The organism is Micromonospora reichwaldensis (assembly GCF_031845925.1).
Classification (GTDB): domain Bacteria; phylum Actinomycetota; class Actinomycetes; order Mycobacteriales; family Micromonosporaceae; genus Micromonospora; species Micromonospora reichwaldensis.
The window spans coordinates 1-17208 of sequence record NZ_JAVRFL010000025.1 but is presented as its reverse complement, the minus strand read 5'-3'; the positions used below and the strand labels follow the sequence as shown (position 1 = coordinate 17208).

16 protein-coding genes and 1 tRNA gene are annotated in these 17208 nt (G+C 75.7%); 4 read left to right on the top strand and 13 right to left on the bottom strand.

The annotated features are described in order from the left end of the window. Nucleotides 1-289: 289 nt before the first annotated feature. The 3 genes from RM555_RS20555 to RM555_RS20545 form a co-directional block, all read right to left on the bottom strand. Nucleotides 290-760, bottom strand: a complete 471-nt coding sequence (locus tag RM555_RS20555) for a MarR family transcriptional regulator (RefSeq protein ID WP_311413262.1) — start codon at nucleotides 758-760, stop codon at nucleotides 290-292. A gap of 53 nt (nucleotides 761-813) precedes the next feature. Continuing rightward, nucleotides 814-1992 (bottom strand): PP2C family protein-serine/threonine phosphatase, encoded by a 1179-nt coding sequence (locus tag RM555_RS20550; RefSeq protein WP_311413261.1) that lies wholly within the window; start codon nucleotides 1990-1992, stop codon nucleotides 814-816. Between the two features lie 306 nt (nucleotides 1993-2298). Next, on the bottom strand, nucleotides 2299-3048 hold the full coding sequence (locus tag RM555_RS20545; protein WP_311413260.1) for an SAM-dependent methyltransferase: 750 nt from the start codon (nucleotides 3046-3048) through the stop codon (nucleotides 2299-2301). 121 nt (nucleotides 3049-3169) lie between these two features. Between RM555_RS20545 and RM555_RS20540 the strand changes: the two genes are divergently transcribed. The 3 genes from RM555_RS20540 to RM555_RS20530 all read left to right on the top strand — a co-directional run bounded on the left by RM555_RS20540 (nucleotide 3170) and on the right by RM555_RS20530 (nucleotide 4851). Next, on the top strand, nucleotides 3170-4051 hold the full coding sequence (locus tag RM555_RS20540) for a universal stress protein (protein ID WP_311413259.1): 882 nt from the start codon (nucleotides 3170-3172) through the stop codon (nucleotides 4049-4051). 111 nt (nucleotides 4052-4162) lie between these two features. Next, entirely contained in the window at nucleotides 4163-4375 is a 213-nt protein-coding gene (locus RM555_RS20535) for a phosphatidylethanolamine-binding protein (RefSeq protein WP_132237733.1), read from the top strand. Beyond that, nucleotides 4372-4851 carry a hypothetical protein gene (locus RM555_RS20530; protein ID WP_311413258.1) on the top strand — a complete coding sequence of 160 codons (480 nt, stop codon included), beginning with the start codon at nucleotides 4372-4374 and terminating at the stop codon, nucleotides 4849-4851. Before RM555_RS20535 ends, RM555_RS20530 begins: the two co-directional genes overlap by 4 nt. On the opposite strand, the gene RM555_RS20525 is transcribed toward RM555_RS20530, so the two are convergent. Further along, a complete protein-coding gene (locus RM555_RS20525; protein WP_132237737.1) occupies nucleotides 4848-5051 on the bottom strand; it encodes a hypothetical protein in 204 nt (67 codons plus the stop codon). The genes RM555_RS20530 and RM555_RS20525 overlap by 4 nt on opposite strands. 120 nt (nucleotides 5052-5171) lie before the next feature. On the opposite strand from RM555_RS20525, the gene RM555_RS20520 reads away from it, so the two are divergent. Next, nucleotides 5172-5822 (top strand): hypothetical protein, encoded by a 651-nt coding sequence (locus RM555_RS20520; protein WP_311413257.1) that lies wholly within the window; start codon nucleotides 5172-5174, stop codon nucleotides 5820-5822. Between the two features lie 5 nt (nucleotides 5823-5827). Here RM555_RS20520 and RM555_RS20515 read toward each other — a convergent pair whose 3' ends face one another. From RM555_RS20515 to fdh, 9 genes are all read right to left on the bottom strand, one after another. Then, a complete protein-coding gene (locus RM555_RS20515; protein ID WP_148710079.1) occupies nucleotides 5828-6013 on the bottom strand; it encodes a hypothetical protein in 186 nt (61 codons plus the stop codon). Between the two features lie 52 nt (nucleotides 6014-6065). Further along, the gene (locus tag RM555_RS20510) at nucleotides 6066-7355 is read right to left on the bottom strand and encodes a hemolysin family protein (RefSeq protein WP_311413256.1); all 1290 of its coding nucleotides are present in this window, start codon (nucleotides 7353-7355) and stop codon (nucleotides 6066-6068) included. Nucleotide 7356: 1 nt separating this feature from the next. After that, nucleotides 7357-7554, bottom strand: a complete 198-nt coding sequence (locus RM555_RS20505; RefSeq protein ID WP_089000292.1) for a hypothetical protein — start codon at nucleotides 7552-7554, stop codon at nucleotides 7357-7359. Nucleotides 7555-7594: 40 nt separating this feature from the next. Continuing rightward, nucleotides 7595-9358 (bottom strand): selenocysteine-specific translation elongation factor, encoded by a 1764-nt coding sequence (selB, locus tag RM555_RS20500; protein WP_311413255.1) that lies wholly within the window; start codon nucleotides 9356-9358, stop codon nucleotides 7595-7597. A 3-nt stretch (nucleotides 9359-9361) separates the two neighbouring features. Next, entirely contained in the window at nucleotides 9362-10666 is a 1305-nt protein-coding gene (gene selA / locus RM555_RS20495) for an L-seryl-tRNA(Sec) selenium transferase (protein ID WP_311413254.1), read from the bottom strand. 19 nt (nucleotides 10667-10685) lie between these two features. After that, nucleotides 10686-10781: transfer RNA gene (locus tag RM555_RS20490), tRNA-Sec, on the bottom strand. 45 nt (nucleotides 10782-10826) lie between these two features. After that, nucleotides 10827-11816: an NrfD/PsrC family molybdoenzyme membrane anchor subunit gene (nrfD, locus tag RM555_RS20485; protein WP_311413253.1), complete on the bottom strand. Its 990-nt coding sequence runs from the start codon at nucleotides 11814-11816 to the stop codon at nucleotides 10827-10829. Beyond that, nucleotides 11813-12937, bottom strand: a complete 1125-nt coding sequence (locus RM555_RS20480) for a 4Fe-4S dicluster domain-containing protein (protein ID WP_311413252.1) — start codon at nucleotides 12935-12937, stop codon at nucleotides 11813-11815. Before RM555_RS20480 ends, nrfD begins: the two co-directional genes overlap by 4 nt. Then, the gene (gene fdh / locus RM555_RS20475; RefSeq protein WP_311413251.1) at nucleotides 12927-16226 is read right to left on the bottom strand and encodes a formate dehydrogenase; all 3300 of its coding nucleotides are present in this window, start codon (nucleotides 16224-16226) and stop codon (nucleotides 12927-12929) included. Before fdh ends, RM555_RS20480 begins: the two co-directional genes overlap by 11 nt. Between the last annotated feature and the right edge of the window lie 982 nt (nucleotides 16227-17208).

The following is a 17208-nucleotide window of genomic DNA, read 5'->3' as shown; positions in this document are numbered from 1 at the left end:
CCCGGCCGAGGACCGGCGGCGCGGAGAACGTGGGCGCTGTCGGGCCGGCTGCCGCCGGCGTCCCCTGCGGTCCCCCGTATACGGGACCTTCGCCTGACATCGGCCCGCGATCGTGACGATCACGGGCCGGCTGCGCTGCCACTATATCGGGCCCTCGGCGCCTCCTCCGGCCTCAGGCTTCCGGCCTCGTTGACGACGGTGTCGTCAAGTGTGCTGCGTCACCATCCGTAGCGCATCCTAGGACACTAGTGGAGCAGGTGGAGAAGACGCGGACAGGGAGAACGAGCCGTCAGGCGGTGCGGGCCTGGGAGTCCGCCGGCGACTCGGTCGGGGCGGCAGTGGCCGCGCGCTCGAAGGCCATCAACGCCAGCAGCAGCTCGTGCTGCGCCCGACCGGGCATCCGGTCCAGCACGGCCTGCACCGCCCGGTGCCGGCGCTCCTGCAGCTCGCGCAGCAGCGTCTCGGCGGCGGCCGTCGGCATCAGCCGCACCTCCCGCCGGTCGCGGGGATCGGGCACCCGGCGCAGCAGCCCGGTGGCCTCCAACCGGTCGCAGAGCCGGCTCGCCGAGGACGGCACCACGTCCAGCAACTCCGCCAGGCCGTTGACGTTGGTCTCCGGCCGGCCGCTGATCAGCGACAGCACCCGCAGCTGCGTCGGAGAGACGGCCATCTGGTGCCGGGGCACCGCCGAGTCGAGCACACCGACGAGCGCCTCGGCGGCGGCGTCGATCGCCGCGGCGAGATTCGGAGGTCGCTCCACCCGGTGTCCCCTGCGATCGTCCCGCTCGTGCCCTGCCGGTGCGACGACGGCTCTCACCCGTCGCCCCGCCCGGCGGAACCACGCCAGTCCAGGCAGACGACGACCGCGTCGTCGCGCAAATCGGCGTCCGCGTGCCAGGCGTGCAGTTCGCGCATCACCGTACCAACTGCTTCCGCCGGCGGTTGCAGCCGCGTGGACCGCATCGCCCGCGCCATCGTCCGCTCGCCGTACGCCCCGCGGTCACCGGGGTCGGCGGCCCACACCCCGTCGCTGACCACGAACAGCCGGTCACCCGGTTCCAGCGCGAACTCCTGGACGTCGTAGCGGGCCTCGGCGAACATGCCCAGCGGCAGCTGCTGCTCCAGGTCGATGGGCGTCACCGTGCCACCGCGCACCCGCAGCAGGTGCGGGGAGCCGGCGTCCACCGCCCGCACCCGCCCGGTGACGGTGTCCAGTTCGAGAAGCAGCGTGGCCACGTACCGGCGACCGCGGTGCTGGTAGAAGACGGTGTCGGAGGCCAACTCGGCCTGCTCGACGAGGCTGCCTCCGGAGCGCCGGGCGTTGCGCAGCGCGTTCACGGTGACGGCGGTCAGCAGCGACGCCGACAGCCCGATGCCGGCGCCGTTGAGCACCGTCACGGTGAGCCGGTCGTCGTCCACGGACCAGTCGAAGTGGTCCCCGCCGACCGTGTACGCCGGTTCCAGCTGGCCGGCGAGTTCGAACGCCGCGTGGCTCACGCCGCGTCCCGGCAGCAGTTCCCACTGCATCTCGGCGGCCATGCTGAGTCGCTCCCGCCGGCGGACCCGGCGGTACCGGTCGGTCTCCCGGTCCGCCGCGCGCAGCACGACGGCCAACTCACCGGCGATGTCCGCAGCCCGCTCGACGACGTCCGGGTCGGGCGGGCCGGGCAGCTCGACCAGGAGCACGCCCAGCCGCTCCCCCCACACCGACAGCGGCAGGTAGAGCCGGCACCGGCCCTCGTCGTCGGTGTCGGTCATCGGCTGCTGGCTGCTGTAGCAGCGCTGCGCCGCGTCGTGGCAGGCGAGGAAGCTGCCGCCGGAGAGGTCCGCGTCGAGCACCGGCCAGAGCCCGGTGATCCGGTAGTCGGCGATGAACACGTCCGTTCGCGAGGCGCCCAGGGCGGACCGGATGGCCCGGTCCGCCGCCTCCACCACCTGGTCGGGCGGGGCCGAACGAAGCGCACGCGAGACCTGGCCCGGTGCCTCCAACATGATCATCCTCCGGAAGCTTGCCGTAGGGCAAGCATCATACGGAGCCCTCTCCCCCGCCCTCCAAGCGGGCGGGCGCACGGCGGGTGCCAGCCGCCGTGCCCCCGCACACGGGTGGGGCACGGCGCGCGGCGCCCACGTCGCCTCGGCCGGCGGGTGCAGCCGCACGCACCGACCACGGCCAGGTTGCTGCGGCAGCGGGCGGCGATCGGTGTTCAGGCGACCGGTGTCCAGGCGGCGATCCGGGTGCCGCGGTGACGGCCGGTCAGGACGGTAGGCCGCACACGCGTACCTCGCCGTCCGAAGGCGTCAGCACGCCGGGGAGTGGACGGCGACCCCGCCGTGGAAGGCGTCGGGAACCTGCGCGGGCGGGCCGTCCGGCCGCCACCGGGCGATCGGGACGATGCCGTCCCCGGTGGGTGTCCAGCGGCCCAGCAGCGGCACGAATGCGGCCGGCGGGCGCATCCGGAACGCCGGGCCCATCATCGCGAGGGCCGCCGGAAAGCCGGCCAGTTCCTCCGTGTCGAAGTCGACGGCGAGCAGGCTGCCCGGCGCGGTGGCCTCGTAGAGCTCGTCGAGGGTGCGGGCAAGCGTCTCGTCGTCGAGGAACGCGGCCAGACCGAGGAAGACCACGCCGACCGGTCTCCTCCCCCACCCCGGCACGAACCGGTGCAGCTGGGCACGGTCGACCGTGCCGATGTCGGTGGCGTCGCCGTAGCCGTAGCCGGCCCGGTCGCTGCCGGCCAGCAGGCGCTGACCGAGCCGGATGGTGACCGGGTCGACGTCGGTGTAGAGGACGGTGGCGTCCGGGGCGGCCTCGTGCACGTTGCCCATGGTGGGCACCCCGGCGCCGAAGACGAGGAAGCTGTCGACCCCCCGCGCGGCCATCGCCCGGACCGCCCGGCCGAGAAACGCGCGCAACTCACGGAAGACCGGCTCGCACGGCCCGTACGCCTGCTCGAAGTCGCGGGCGGCCGCCACGTCGACCGGGAAGTGGTGCTCCCCGCCGAGCCAGAAATCGATCATCCGCGCGGTGCTCGGCTGGTCCGGCTCAACCATCGACGACGCTCCCTCCCCCGGTGGGCGTGGACAGCGTACCCACCGGTCGGCCTGCGCGGTATCGGCCCGCCGACGGGTTCCCGGCCGCGATACTGGCCGGGAAGCGGCGGGAGGTGGGGCGGTGAACTCGGCGAACGGCGCGGCGGTGGTCGTCGGCGCGGACGGCTCGGACTCGTCGCTGCGCGCCGTGCGGCTCGCCGCCGTCGAGGCGGCCCGCCGGCACCGGCCACTGCGGATCGTGCACGCCTTCATCTGGCCCCTGCTGCGCGTGCCGGTCGACGCCCCCGCCGCCGGCCCACCCGGCGCCGGCCTGCGGCACCAGGCGGAGCAGGTCGTCGCCGCCGCCACGGACGAGGCCGAGGCGACGGTGCCCGGGTTGCGGATCTCCGGCGAGATCATCGACGGCGAGGCCGCCGCGGTGCTGCTCGGCGAGTCGCCGGCCGCCGCGATGATCGTGCTCGGCGACCGGGGGCTCGGCGGCTTCTCCGCCCTGGTGGTGGGCTCCGTCGCGGTGCAGGTCGCCGCCTACGCCGACTGTCCCGTGCTGGTCGCCCGGGGCACCGACCACCCCGACGGGGCCGTCGTCGTCGGCGTGGACGGCTCCGAGACGGCCCGGCTCGCCGCGGAGTTCGCCATGGAGGAGGCGTCGGTGCGCGGCGCGGCGCTGGTCGCGTTGCACGCCTACCGGCATCCGACCTCCACCGGCCCCGGGGACATGCGACCACTGGTGTACGACGACGCCGAGCTGCGTTCCGAGGAGGAGCGGGTGGTCGCCGAGTCTCTGGCGGGGCTCACGGAGCGCTGGCCGGACGTGCCGGTCAGCCGGGAGACCACGCGGGGCCGCCCCACCACCGTGCTCGCCGAGGCGTCCCGGCGGGCCCAGCTGCTGGTGGTCGGCCGGCAGGGACGCGGCGAGCTGACCGGGCTGCTGCTGGGCTCGGTGAGCCAGTCGCTGCTGCACCACGCCGACTGCCCGGTCGCGGTGATCCGCGCACCGCGCTGAGCCGGCCGCCGTCCCCGGGCGCCGCGCCGGACCGGTCGCGGGGTTGGTCCCCGCGCAGGCGGGTAGACGAGCGCGGTACGCCAACGGCGACGACGACCGGAGGAGGCAGTGATGCCAGGACCACGGCCGGGCAGCAACGCGTACGACAAGCAGCGGGCGCGCATCCGGAACGCGATCGACGATTCGGGACGACGGGTGCCGGACGACAAGGCCAACGACGTGGCCAACCGGATCCTGCAGTCCGACCGGGGACAGCGGGGGGTCGTCCGCGGCGAGCGGGTCTACGGCCCGAAGGGCGAGCGCGAACCGGGCGACCCAAGGTGAGGGTCATGAGCCTGGCCGACGGGGCGATCGCCGGCGCGGTCGGCAGCGCCGCCCTGAACATGGTCAGCTACCTCGACATGGTGCTGAGGGCGCGGCCGGCGAGCAGCACCCCGGAGGAGAGCGCCGGGCGGGTGGCCCAGGTGGCACACGTCGACCTGGGGCCCGAGGACCGGGCGGCCAACCGCCGCTCGGGCCTCGGGCCCCTGCTCGGCTACGGGATCGGCGTAGCGGCTGGCATCGGGTACGCCCTGCTCGCCCGGGGCCGCCGGATGCCGCTGCCACTCGCCGCCGCGGTGCTCGGCGGCACCGTCATGACGATGTCCGACGGGTCGATGACCGTGCTGGGCGTGACCGATCCGCGCACGTGGCGACGGTCGGACTGGCTGGCCGACATCGTGCCGCACCTCGCGTACGGCGTGGCGGCCGCAGCCACCTGGAACCGGCTGCGGCCGCCCGTCGCGGGCCGGAGCTGCTAGCCCCGGGCGCTCTCGTCGTCGGCGACCGGCTCCGTGGCCGGGCCGTACGGCGACACCTGCCCCCGGGGCACCGGGCGACCCTCGTCGCCGTGCGACGAGCCGCGGTTGCGCGGGTGCCCCGCGGGGTTGGGGCCCTTGCTGTCCTGGCTGGTGGCGCCCTTGTTGTTGCGGCGGAACTCCTCCTGCTGCGGATTCACCACGGGTTTCTCCTTCCGGGGTCCGGCCGTGTCCGACGTCGGTTACCCGTCCGCCCCGGCGGCATACCCGCCGGGGCGGACGGCCGCAGGGGTGGCCGGGCGCAGGGCGGGTACACCCCGAGGATGGGCGACGACCGGAGGGTGACGCGGGTCCTGCTGGAGCGGCGGGGCCGCACGTACGCCGAGGAGGCGGGCATCACGCTCGCCGACCGGCCCGCCCCGCTCTACCAGCTGCTGGTGCTCGCCACGCTGCTGAGCACCCGGATCCGGGCCCGGGTGGCCGTGGCGGCCGCCCGCGAACTCTTCGCCGCCGGCTACCGGACCCCGCAGGCGATGGAGGCGGCGAGCTGGCAGGACCGGGTCGACGCGCTGGGCCGGGGCCACTACCGCCGCTACGACGAGCGGACCTCGACGATGCTCGGCACCGGCGCCCGGTTGTGCCTGGACCGCTGGCGGGGCGACCTGCGCCGGCTGCACCGCGACGGCGGCGGTGAACCGGCCGGGCTGCGCCGGCTGCTGACCGAGTTCCCCGGCATCGGCCCCACCGGCGCCGACATCTTCCTGCGCGAGGCGCAGGTGGCCTGGACCGACCTGCGCCCGTACGCCGACCAGCGGGCCCTGGCCGGCGCGAAACGCCTCGGCCTGCCCGGCTCGGCGGACCGGCTGGCCGGGCTGGTCGACCCGGGCGACTTCGGCCGGCTCGCCTCGGCGCTGGTCCGGGTGGCCCTCGGCGAGGAGTCCGCCGGGGAGGTCACCCGCGCCGCCGCCGCGTGAGCGGGCTACTTGGCCGTCTTGTCGCCCGGCTTCGTCAGGTGCCACACCAGCAGCGCCGCCAGCAGCGCGAGCACGACGAGGCCGCCGGAGACGCCCCGGCCGTCCTCCTCGCTGCGGCCGGTGGTGCCGAAGTAGATCACCGCGAGCCCGGCCAGCACGGTGACGAACGTCCGCATCCCTCGGTCCTTCACGTACCGGACGGTACGTCCCAATCCGCGTCGTTCGTGGCGGTTCCCGCCGCCGTCACCCGACCGGGTCGGGGCCGGCGGAGAAGCCGCGCAGCCGGACCCGGCGGATCGTGCGGCCGGCCACCTCCACCACCTCGACGGTCAGCCCCGGCAGGTGCACGGTCTCCCCCGGTCCGGTCGGCAGGTGCCCCAGCCCGGCCAGTACCAGCCCGGCCACCGTCGTGTACTCCCGCGACGGCCGGAAGTGCAGGCGGACACCGACGTCGGCCAGGTCGTGCAGCGGGAAGTCGCCGGGCATCAGCAGCGAGCCGTCCGGTTCCCGGGTCACCCCGGTCACGTCCCGGTCGGTCTCGTCGTACAGCTCCCCGACGACCTCCGCCAGCAGGTCCTCCATGGTGATCATGCCGTCGACCCCGCCGTGCTCGTCGACGACCAGGGCGAGCTGCTGGTGGCACAGCCGCAGCTCGCGCAGCGCGTCGGCGACGGGCAGGGTGCCGGGCAGCAGCAGCGGCGGACGGGCCCGGTCGGCGACCGTCGCCACGTCCGCTCCGACGAGTTCGCGGATGTGCACCACGCCCCGCACCGCGTCGAGCCCACCCGGCCCCACGACCGGGGCGCGGGAGCGGCCGGCGGCGGCGAGCCGGCGCAGCCCGTCGGCCGCGGGCATCGTCTCGGGCAGCACCGTCACGTCCAGCCGGGGCACCAGGATGTCCCGCAGCGTCCGGCCGGCGATGTCGAACGCGCCGGTGAGGATCTCGCGCTGCTGTGCGGACAGGCCCCGCTGGCTGACCAGGATCTCCCGCAGCTCGTCCTCGCTCATCTCCGTACGGCTGGCGCGCGGGTCCCCGCCGGCGAGCCGCACCACCACGTCGGTGGCCTTGCTGAGCAGCCAGACCGCCGGCCGGGACAGCCGGGCCAGCAGGTCCAGCGGCCCGGCGCTGACCAGTCCCCAGCGTTCCGCGCGCTGCATCGCCAGCCGCTTGGGGGCCAGTTCGCCGACGACCAGGGTGACGAACGTCAGCAGCACGGTGACCAGGACGACCGCCGCCCCGCGCGCGGCCCCGCCGAGGAAGCCCAGCGGCCCGACCAGCGGCTCGGCCAGGGACACCGCGGCGGCGGCGGAGGCGAGGAACCCGGCGAGGGTGATGCCGAGCTGGATGGTCGCCAGGTACCGGTTGGGGTCGCGGACCAGCCGGGCCAGCCGCTCCCCGGACCGGCTGCGCCGGCCCAACTGCCGCACCTGCCCCTCGCGCAGCGTCACCAGCGCCATCTCGCTGCCCGACAGGGCCGCGTTGATGAGCACCAGCACCGCCACGAGCGCGAGCTGACCGAGCTGCGCCCCCATGTCAGTCGACCTCCAGGTCGTCGAGGGAGATCTTGTGCGTCATCAGCCACCGGGCCAGCGCCGACATCCCGAACAGCCACAGCGGCGCGGACTCGGTGGTGCCGTTGGTGGCGAAGATCGCGAAACGCAGGTCCGGCGCCCGGTACGCCTCGATCCGCCACTTGTGCTGCCGGTCCCGCCAGACCGCGGAAGGGTCCATGGCGTCACGCTAGGCGACCGCCGACACCGCCGGGGCGGCTTCAGGACCGGGCCGTCACCACGACCCGGGCGTCGTCGGGCAGCCGGCGGGTGGCGCCGCGACGGTCCAGCAGCTCCAGCAGCGGCACCGCGACCCGGCGGGTGGTGTCCAACGCCCGCCGCGCGGCGCTGAGCGTGAACGGCTGGGGCAGCCCGGCCAGCACCCGCACGGCGTCGTCGGCCGCGCCGGGCAGCAGCACCACGTTCTCGGCGAGGCGCAGCAGCGCCCCCGCGCGTACGGCCGCGCCGATCTCCCGGGGGCCCAGCCCCAGGTCGGCGAGGTGCTCGGCCTCGGGGGCGCGGAACGGGCGGTCGGCGTACTCGGCGCGGACCCGGGCCACCGCCCGGGCCACCGGTTCCGGCAGCGCGTCGACCGCCGACGCGGTGACCCGACCGGCGCGCAGCCGCAGCGGCGGCCGGACCAGCGCCTCGACCAGCGCCCGCTCGGGCAGGTCGAGGCGCTGGCGCAGCAGCTCGACCGGCGCGCCCGCCTCCAGCGGATGTTCCCGCGAGTGCCGGGCGACCTCCTCGACCAGCCGGGCGCCGAGGCCCCGCCAGTGCTCCGGGTCGGCCAGCCAGTCGCCGGCGACCGGCCGGCCGGCGACCTCGACGCCCATGCGGATCAGGTCGGCGGCCCGGGCCAGCCGCCGCCGGCGCAGCTCGCCGGCCAGCTCGGGGCGGCCGTCCACCGTCGCCAGCACCGCCGCGCGGGCGACCGCCGCGCCCCGACGGGTCAGCGGCGGCGGCGCCACGTCCAGCACGGTCACCCCGCCCGCGACGTGGTGCCGACCCGGGTCGCGCAGCAGCGCCCGGTCCCCGACCAGCAGCGGCAACGGCCGGGCCAGCCGCAGCCGGGCCGTGTCCGGGCCGAGCGGCCGGACCCGGGCCGGCACCGCCGCCGCGCCGATGTGCAGGGTCAGGGTGGCCGGCAGCTCCCCGGTCGGGTCGCCGGCCAGCCGCACGTCCAGCAGGTCCGTGCGGTGGAACCGGCCGGGGGTGAGCAGCGCGTCGCCGCGCCCCAGCCGGTCCCGGGGCGTGCCGCGCAGGTTCACCGCCACCCGGGCGACCGGGCCGACCTCGGGCCGGGCCACGCCGAGGGAGTGCAGGCCGCGTACCCGCACCGCCTCCGCGCTGCCGGCCAGCTCCAGCTCGTCGCCCACCCGCAGCCGACCTGCGCCGAGCGTGCCGGTCACCACCGTGCCGGCGCCGCGGACGGTGAAGGCGCGGTCCACCCACAGCCGCACCGGGGCGTCGGCACGCGGGGCGGGCAGCCGGGCGGCGAGCCGGTCCAGCGCCGCGCGCAGCTGCGGCAGGCCGGCGCCGGTCGCCGCGCTCACCGCCACCGCGTCGACCGCGCCGAGGGACGTGGCGGCCAGCTCCGCCCGGGCGCGGGCCGTCGCCGGCCCCGGATCCGCCAGGTCCGCGCGGGTCACCACCAGCAGGCCGTACGACACCCCGAGCGCGTCCAGTGCCGCCAGGTGCTCGGCCGACTGCGGCATCCAGCCCTCGTCGGCGGCGACGACGACCAGCGCGGCGGGCACCGGGCCGACGCCGGCGAGCATGTTCGGCACGAACCGCTCGTGCCCCGGCACGTCGACGAACGCCACCGTCGCGCCCGAGGGCAGCGTGCTCCAGGCGAAGCCGAGGTCGATGGTCATGCCCCGGCGGCGTTCCTCGGCCCACCGGTCGGGTTCCATCCCGGTCAGGGCCCGGACCAGTGTCGACTTGCCGTGGTCGACGTGCCCGGCGGTGGCCACCACGAACACGCCTCAGTCCTCCCCGGGCACGCGCAGCACGGCGGCGCGCAGCGCCGCGTCGGCGTCGGCGGGCACGCAGCGCAGGTCCAGCAGCAGCCGCCCGCGTACCACCCGGCCCAGCACCGGCGGGTCGCCGACGCGCAGTGGCTGCGCGTACCGCTCGGGCAGGGCGAGCGCCCACGAGGGCAGCTCGACGCCGGGGGCGCCACCGCCGCCGACGACCGCCCCGGCGGGCACCACCTGCGCCTCGCACCCGTCGGCGGCGAGCGCGGCGCACAGCCGCTCGGTGCGCGCCCGCAGCGCGCCCGGGTCGGCGTGCAGCGCGGCCCGGGTGGGGGTGGCCGGATCGGCGAGGGTGGCGGCGAGCGCGGCGAGGGTCAGCTTGTCCACCCGCAACGCCCGGGCGAGGGGGTGCCGGCGCAGCCGCTCGACCAGGTCGGCGGCACCGAGCAGCAGCCCGGCCTGCGGGCCGCCGAGCAGCTTGTCGCCGCTGGCGGTGACCAGCGCCGCCCCGGCCCGCAGGGTGCTGGCGGCGTCCGGCTCGGCGGGCAGCAACGGGTCGGGCGCGAGCAGCCCGGAGCCGATGTCGGCGACCACGGGGACGCCGAGGGTGGCCAGCGCGCGTACGGGCACGGCGGAGGTGAAGCCGGTGACCTGGAAGTTCGACGGGTGCACCTTGAGCACGAAGCCGGTCCGGGGACCGATCGCGGCGGCGTAGTCGTCGAGTGTGGTGCGGTTGGTGGTGCCGACCTCGCGCAGCCGGGCGCCGGTGCTCTCCAGCAGGTCGGGCAGGCGGAACCCGTCGCCGATCTCCACCAGCTCGCCCCGGCTGACGACGATCTCGGCGTCGGCGGCCAGCGCGGTCGCGGCGAGCACCAGCGCGGCGGCGCCGTTGTTGACCACGTGCACCGCGCCCGCGTCCGGCACCGCGGCCGCGAGGGCGTCGAGGGCGTCGCGTCCGCGCCGGGCCCGCCGCCCGGTGCGCAGGTCCAACTCGACGTCGGTGTGCCCGGTGGCGGCGGCGACCGCCGCGACGGCGGCGGGCGACAGCGCGGCGCGACCCAGGTTGGTGTGCAGCACCACACCGGTGGCGTTGAGCACCGCCCGGGGCGCCGGCGCCGGCAGGGCGGCCAGCGCGGCGTCGCGTACCGCCTCGGGGGTGATCTCGCCCCGGCGGGCGCGCTCCTGGGCGCGGTGGACGGCGGCCTTGACCCGCTCCCGACCCAGGGTGCCCGCCGCGGCGGCCAGCCGGGGGTCGGCGAGCACCGCGTCGGTGCGCGGCACCCGCCGGCGCGGATCGGCCGCGACGTCCCCCATGATCCCCACTTCCGCAGCATGGCGGAGACGGACGGGAATCGAACCCGCCTGGCCCGGATCCCGGACCACACCGGTTTTGAAGACCGGGAGGGGCACCAGCCGCCTGAACGCCTCCACGCAGCAGTGAACCACAGGCCCGGTGGACGTGTGCGGGGAGGCGTCAGCCCTCGGCGGCGCGCCGCCGCTCGAGGCGCTCCCGCTGCGGCAGCACCGTGTACTTCGGATCCTTCGCCGAGGCCACGCCGCCCTCGAAGATGCCGAACCGGGTCGCCACCGAGGCGCCCAGCAGCGCCACCCCGGACAGCGCGGAGAGCGTGCGGCTGCGCCGACCCAGCAACGCGCCAGCCACCCCCGCGGCGGTCAGGGCCCGCCCCACGCGCAGCAGGCGACCGGGCCGGCCGGTGCGGTAGGGCTCGCTGAGCAGCCCGAGCCGGGTCTCCACCCGGTGCGCGCCGTACAGCTCCAGGGCCGCGCCCGCCACCGCCATCCGCCGGGCGGGACCGGTCTGCGCGCAGGGCGCGGCGATCAGCCCCACTCCCGCGCCGCTGGCCAGGGCGCTGCCCGCGAAGATGACCGGCAGTTCCGGGTACGCCTCGTGCCACGACGGCACGGCCGTGTCGGCCAGCAGCACCCCCGTGTACGTCGCCAGCGCCGGCGCGGTCGCCGCGGCGGCCAGCCCGGCGGCGTGCCCCACCGGCGGCAGCACCCGGCGGGCGAGGCCGGGCAGCCCCCGCTCGGGCAGCCAGGCCGCGCCCTCGGCGACCGCCGCGAGCCCGGCGGCCGGGCCGAAGGCGCCGAGGATCCAGGTGCCCACGGACATGGGCGAGGTGGGCTTGGCCACCCGCAGCATGTGGTGGAACCGGGCGGGCCGCCCCAGGTCCTTGATCAGGAAGACGGTGCTGGCGGTGACCGCCGCCAGCGAGGCGACCCGGCCGGCGCGGCGCAGCGCGGGGCGCCCGGTGAGCTGCCCGCCCGCCGCGAGCAGCGACGAGCCGGCGGCCAGCCCGCCGGTGAACAGGTACGCGGCGATGTCCCACTTCCAGACCGGCGCCTTGAGGATCGGCCGGCCGTAGTAGGAGGTGAACTCGGCCTCCGGGACCCTCAGCTCCTCGCCGCCGCGCCGCCTGCGCCCACCGCGCTCCGGACTCATGAGGAACCTCCCACGAACGCGGCCACGGCCGCCGCCGCCATCGCCAGCGCGGCCAGGCCGGCGCGCCTCCACATCTTCGGCAGGTCCCGTGTGGTGACCACCGGGTCCGGGGGCAGCCCGTACACCTCGGGCTCGTCGAGCAGCAGGAAGAACGCGCCGTCGCCGCCGACCCCGTCGCCGGGGTCGTGCCCGTAGAGCCGCGCCTCGGGCACGCCCCGCTCGTGCAGCGTCGCCACCCGGACCGCGGCCCGCTCCCGTAGCTCGTCGAGGGGGCCGTACTGGATGGACTCGGTCGGGCACGCCTGCGCGCAGGCCGGAGTACTGCCCGCGCCGATCCGGTCGTAGCACAGCGTGCACTTCCACGCGCGGCCGTCGCCCTTGCGCTGGTCGATGACGCCGTAGGGGCAGGCGGAGATGCAGTAGCCGCAGCCGTTGCAGATGTCCTCCTGCACCACCACCGTGCCGAACTCGGTGCGGAACAGCGAGCCGGTGGGGCAGACGTCGAGGCAGGCCGCGTGGGTGCAGTGCTTGCACACGTCGGACATCATCAGCCAGCGGAAGTCGGTGCGCCCCTCCGCGCCCCCGGCGCGCCCCGGCGGCTGTGCCCCGGGCATCCCCAGGAACTCCGGCCCGCCGGTCCGGCCGGCCGTGCTCGTGCCGGCGGGGCCCGTGCCCGCGCCGGCGCCGGTCCCCGGGCCGGCCCCGGTGCCGGCGGCCATCCGCGCGGCCGCGTCCGCCGCGCCCGGCGGCACCCCCGGCTCGGTGCCGGTCGGGTTGCCGACGCCGGCGGCCACGGCCGCCGACGAGGCGCTGACCGAGCCGCCCGTCGGCGTGCCGGCGAACGGCGGGCTGCGGTGCCCCGCCGGGCGGGGCTGCTCGACGAACGCGACGTGCCGCCACGAGTTCGCGGTCAGCGCGCCGGTGTTGTCGTACGACATGCCGAGCAGGTCCAGCCCCGAGCCGGGGACGTCGTTCCACTCCTTGCACGCCACCTCGCACGCCTTGCAGCCGATGCAGACGCTCGTGTCGGTGAAGAAGCCCATCCGGGGCGGGGCGTCGGTCCAGCCGGCCTCCGGAGCCGGGTCCAGCGGCCCGGACAGGCTGTGCGGGTCAGGAAGCATCGGTGCCCTCCCCGGCGCCGTCGGCGGGCTCCGGCGGGGCGAGCGCCCCCGGGGTGAGCGTCGGGGCCGGCTGCCCGGGGACGATGCCCGCCCGCCGCTGGTAGTCGGCCACCAGGTCCAGCAGGGCCGGGCCGGTGGGCCGCCGACCGGGCCGTACGTCACAGGTACCGATCTTGCTCTCCTGGATCAGCACGTTCGGGTCGAGGGTGATCCCGAACAGGTCGTTGGCCGAGTCGCCCGTCACCAGGCCCTCGAACCCGAAGTGGTACGGCAGCCACACCTGGTGGATCACCCGACCGTCCACGCGCAGCGGGCTGAGCCGGTCGGTGACCAGCACCTTCGCCTCGATGACCGCCCGCCCGCTGACCAGGTGCGCCCAGCCCAGGTGCGCCAGGCCCACCTCCGCGGCCAACTCCGGGGACACCTCGACGAACATCTCCGGTTGCAGCTCCGCCAGGGGCCGCACCGTACGGCTCATCCCGCCCGCCGTGTGGTGCTCGGTGAGCCGGCTGACCGTGAACACGTACGGGAAGACCTGACTGTGCTCCTGCGGCGGGCTCGGGTTCACCGAGTTCACCGGGTGCGCGTACACCTTGCGGGTGGGGTTGGCCTGCTGCCGGTAGAACGGGTTGCGCACCGGCGACTCGGCCGGCTCGTAGTGCGTCGGCAGCGGCCCGTCCAGCACGCCGCTGGGCGCGTACAGCCAGCCCTTGCCGTCGCCCTGCATGACGAACGGGTCGTCGCCGGCGATGCCCTCCGGGCCGGACGCGCCCGCCGGCGGCCGGTACGTCGGCGGCTTGGTCCGCTCGAAGTCCGGCACGTCGTAGCCGGTCCACTCCCCGGCGTCCGGGTCCCACCAGACGTAGCGCTTGCGCTCGCTCCACGGTCGGCCCTGCGGGTCCGCCGAGGCCCGGTTGTAGAGGGTGCGCCGGTTCGCCGGCCACGCCCAGCCCCACTCGGCGGCCACCCAGTCCTGCTCGTGGCGGGACCTGCGCCGGGCCGCCTGGTTGACGCCGTCGGCGTACACCCCGGAGTAGATCCAGCAGCCCACGGCGGTGGAACCGTCGTCACGGGCCTCGGCGAAGGCGGACAGCGGGCGGCCGGTCGCCACCTCGTACCCGTTGATCTCGCGCAGCACCGCCTCGGCGCTCGGCTCGGCGTGCGGACCGTGCGTGGGATAGTCCCAGGCCAGGTCGAGCAGCGCCCGGTCGCGCGGCAGGTCGGAGCCGGCCAGCTTCTCCCGCAGCCGGCGCCCGAGGTGGTAGAAGAACCACAACTCGGAGCGGGCGTCGCCCGGCGGTTCGACGGCCTTCTCCCGCCACTGCAGCAGCCGCTGGGTCTGGGTGAAGGTGCCCTCCTTCTCCACGTGCGAGGCGGCCGGCAGGAAGAACACCTCCGTCCTGCACTGCTCCGGCACGATCTCGCCGGTGGCGACCTCGGGGCTGTTCCGCCAGAACGTGGCGCTCTCGATCATGAAGAGGTCGCGGACCACCAGCCAGTCGAGGTTGGCCATGCCGAGGCGCTGCGCCCGGCCGTGCGCCGAGCCGACCGCCGGATTCTGGCCGAGCAGGAAGTAGCCCCGCACCTTCCCGTCGATCATGTTCAGCACCTGCTGGTACGTCCCGTGGTCGCCGGTCATCCGGGGCAGGTACCCGTAGCAGAAGTCGTTCTCCGGCGTCGCCGCGTCCCCCCAGTACGCCTTGAGCAGGCTCGCCGCGTAGGCGCGGGCGTTGCCCCAGAAGCCCTTCTGGCCCGGGTGGCGGATGCTGTCCACCCACTCGTCGAAGGTGGGGTGGTCGGCGTGGTGCGGCATCGGCAGGTAGCCGGGGAGCAGGTTGAACAGCGTCGGGATGTCGGTGGAGCCCTGGATGCTGGCGTGCCCGCGCAGGGCCAGGATGCCCCCGCCGGGGCGGCCCATGTTGCCCAGCAACAGCTGGATGATCGCGCCGGTACGGATGTACTGCACGCCGACGCTGTGCTGCGTCCACCCCACCGAGTAGATCAGCACGCCGGTGCGCTCCCGGCCCGAGTTGGCCGTCCACGCCTGCGCCAGCTCCAGGAACTTCTCCCGGGGGATGCCGCAGACCCGCTCCACCATCTCCGGGGTGTAGCGGGCGAAGTGCCGCCTGAGGATCTGGTAGACGCAGCGGGGGTGCTGCAACGTCTCGTCCCGCTCCACCTGCCCGCCCACGTCGGCGCCGTGCGACTCGTGGCGCAGCCCGGCGGCGGTGTCCCGCTCCTTCGCGGTGTGCCCGCTGCCGGAGTCGGACTCGTGGCCCGCGTACTGCCAGGAGTCCTGGACGTAGCTGCCCGTCTCCGGGTCGAAGCCGGAGAAGAAACCGTCGCCGTCCTCGGTGTCGACGAAGCGCTCGCTGACGATCGTCGCGGCGTTGGTGTAGGCCAGCACGTACTCCCGGAAGTCCAGCTCGTTCTCCAGGATGTGGCGCACCACGCCACCGAGCAGCGCGATGTCGGAGCCCGCGCGGATCGGCAGGTACGTGTCGGCCACCGCGCTGGTGCGGGTGAACCGCGGATCGACGTGGAACACCTTGGCGCCGCGCCGCTTGGCCTCCATCACCCACTGGAAGCCCACCGGATGGGCCTCGGCCATGTTCGAGCCCTGGATGACGATGACGTCAGCGTTGGCGACGTCCTGCTGGAAGTCCGTCGCGCCACCGCGACCGAAGCTGGCCCCCAGACCGGGGACGGTGGCGGAGTGTCAAATGCGCGCCTGGTTCTCGATCTGGAGCGCCCCCATCGCCGTGAAAAGCTTCTTGATGAGGTAGTTCTCCTCGTTGTCCAGCGTCGCCCCACCCAGGCTGGAGATGCCCAGCGTGCGGTTGAGCGGCCGGCCCTGCGCGTCGACGTCCTCCCAGGTCTCCGCCCGCGCGGCGAGGATCCGATCGGCGATCATGTCGAGCGCGACGTCGAGCTCCAGATCCTCCCACTCGGTGGCGTAGGGCCGCCGGTAGCGGACCTTCGTCTGCCGCAGAGGGCTGGTGACGAGGCTCTTGCTGGCCGACCCCTTCGGGCACAGCCGGCCCCGCGAGATCGGGCTGTCCGGGTCGCCCTCGATCTGGGTGACCGCGCCGTCCTTGACGAACACACGCTGGCCGCAGCCGACCGCGCAGTAGGGACAGACCGACCGCGCCACGCTGTCGGCGGTCTCCGTGCGGGCGGTCAGCTCCGCCGAGCGGCCCGACTGCGCCGCGGCGCCCCGGCCCAGCGGATCGGTGCCGGTGAGCTGCCGGTATACCGGCCAGCCCTGGATGAAGGTCCGCAGGCCCACGCGCGACACCCCTCCCGGCCGTCCGACACCGCCAACATGAACATAGGCCAGGCCGCCCGGGACCGCGACCCGTGCCGCCGGATCACCACCCCGACGGTCACCGCCCGCTTCCCGCGGCGTCGCCATGGCCGTACGCGACCGGCTCGGGGCTGCCACTGCCCGCGGGCTCGCCGGCCGGGAGCCGCTTGCGGTACGCGGACGGCGGGCGGGACGTCGCACGTGGTACCCGGCCGGCGCGGGCGGCGGGCGGGTACCACGCACGCGGTACCCGGCCGGCGCGGGCGGCGGGCGGGACGTCGCACGCGGTACCCGGCCGGCGCGGGCGGCGGGCGGGACGTCGCACGCGGTACCCGCCGGCGCGGGCGGCGGGCGGGACGTCGCACGCGGTACCCGGCCGACGCGGGCGGCGGGCGGCGGGCGGCGGGCGGCGGGCGGCGGGCGGCGGGCGGCGCGATGCTGGCTTCGGGGCATGGCCGCTCGCGACCCGGTGTCCGGGCGGTGGTCGGCTCGATTTCGACCGCACCGATGTTCGCGCAGTGATCGGCTTCGGCTGCGGGGCGGCGAAGACAGCGCCGCCCCCGGGCCCGGAGGCTCGGGGGCGGCGCCGGTGTCGGTGTGCAGGTCGCCTCTCGGCGAGTGGCGCGACGCGGCTCCAGCCGGACGGTATTCCGCGAAGGCAATTTAGGTGAGGCCCGGGGACACTGAACACACCGACACCTCATTCAACCAGCCGACGGCCTGCGATGTTCCACCGGCGCGGGATGTGCCGCTGGCCGGCACCCCGTGTTCGGGTGCCGGCCAGCGATCCCCCTTGTGGTGGAAAGTCTGTGTCAGCTGTTCCAGTGCTCGGCCACCAGGTCGGCGGCCTGCTGCTCCCACTGGGCGTAGTGGTCGGGGTAGGCCGACACCTGCACGGTCTGGGCGGCCTTGGTCAGGGGCATGTCCTGCCATCCGTCGACCTGCTTGAGGCCCTTGAGGAACG

Coding starts and splice junctions, on each gene's coding strand:
- RM555_RS20520 (WP_311413257.1), top strand. CDS start 5,172: ATGGGCGACGACCGGAGGGTGACGCGGGTCCTGCTGGAGCGGCGGGGC.
- RM555_RS20535 (WP_132237733.1), top strand. CDS start 4,163: ATGCCAGGACCACGGCCGGGCAGCAACGCGTACGACAAGCAGCGGGCG.
- selA (WP_311413254.1), bottom strand. CDS start 10,666: ATGGGGGACGTCGCGGCCGATCCGCGCCGGCGGGTGCCGCGCACCGAC.
- RM555_RS20510 (WP_311413256.1), bottom strand. CDS start 7,355: ATGGGGGCGCAGCTCGGTCAGCTCGCGCTCGTGGCGGTGCTGGTGCTC.
- RM555_RS20480 (WP_311413252.1), bottom strand. CDS start 12,937: ATGCTTCCTGACCCGCACAGCCTGTCCGGGCCGCTGGACCCGGCTCCG.
- RM555_RS20550 (WP_311413261.1), bottom strand. CDS start 1,992: ATGTTGGAGGCACCGGGCCAGGTCTCGCGTGCGCTTCGTTCGGCCCCG.
- nrfD (WP_311413253.1), bottom strand. CDS start 11,816: ATGAGTCCGGAGCGCGGTGGGCGCAGGCGGCGCGGCGGCGAGGAGCTG.
- RM555_RS20505 (WP_089000292.1), bottom strand. CDS start 7,554: ATGGACCCTTCCGCGGTCTGGCGGGACCGGCAGCACAAGTGGCGGATC.
- RM555_RS20545 (WP_311413260.1), bottom strand. CDS start 3,048: ATGGTTGAGCCGGACCAGCCGAGCACCGCGCGGATGATCGATTTCTGG.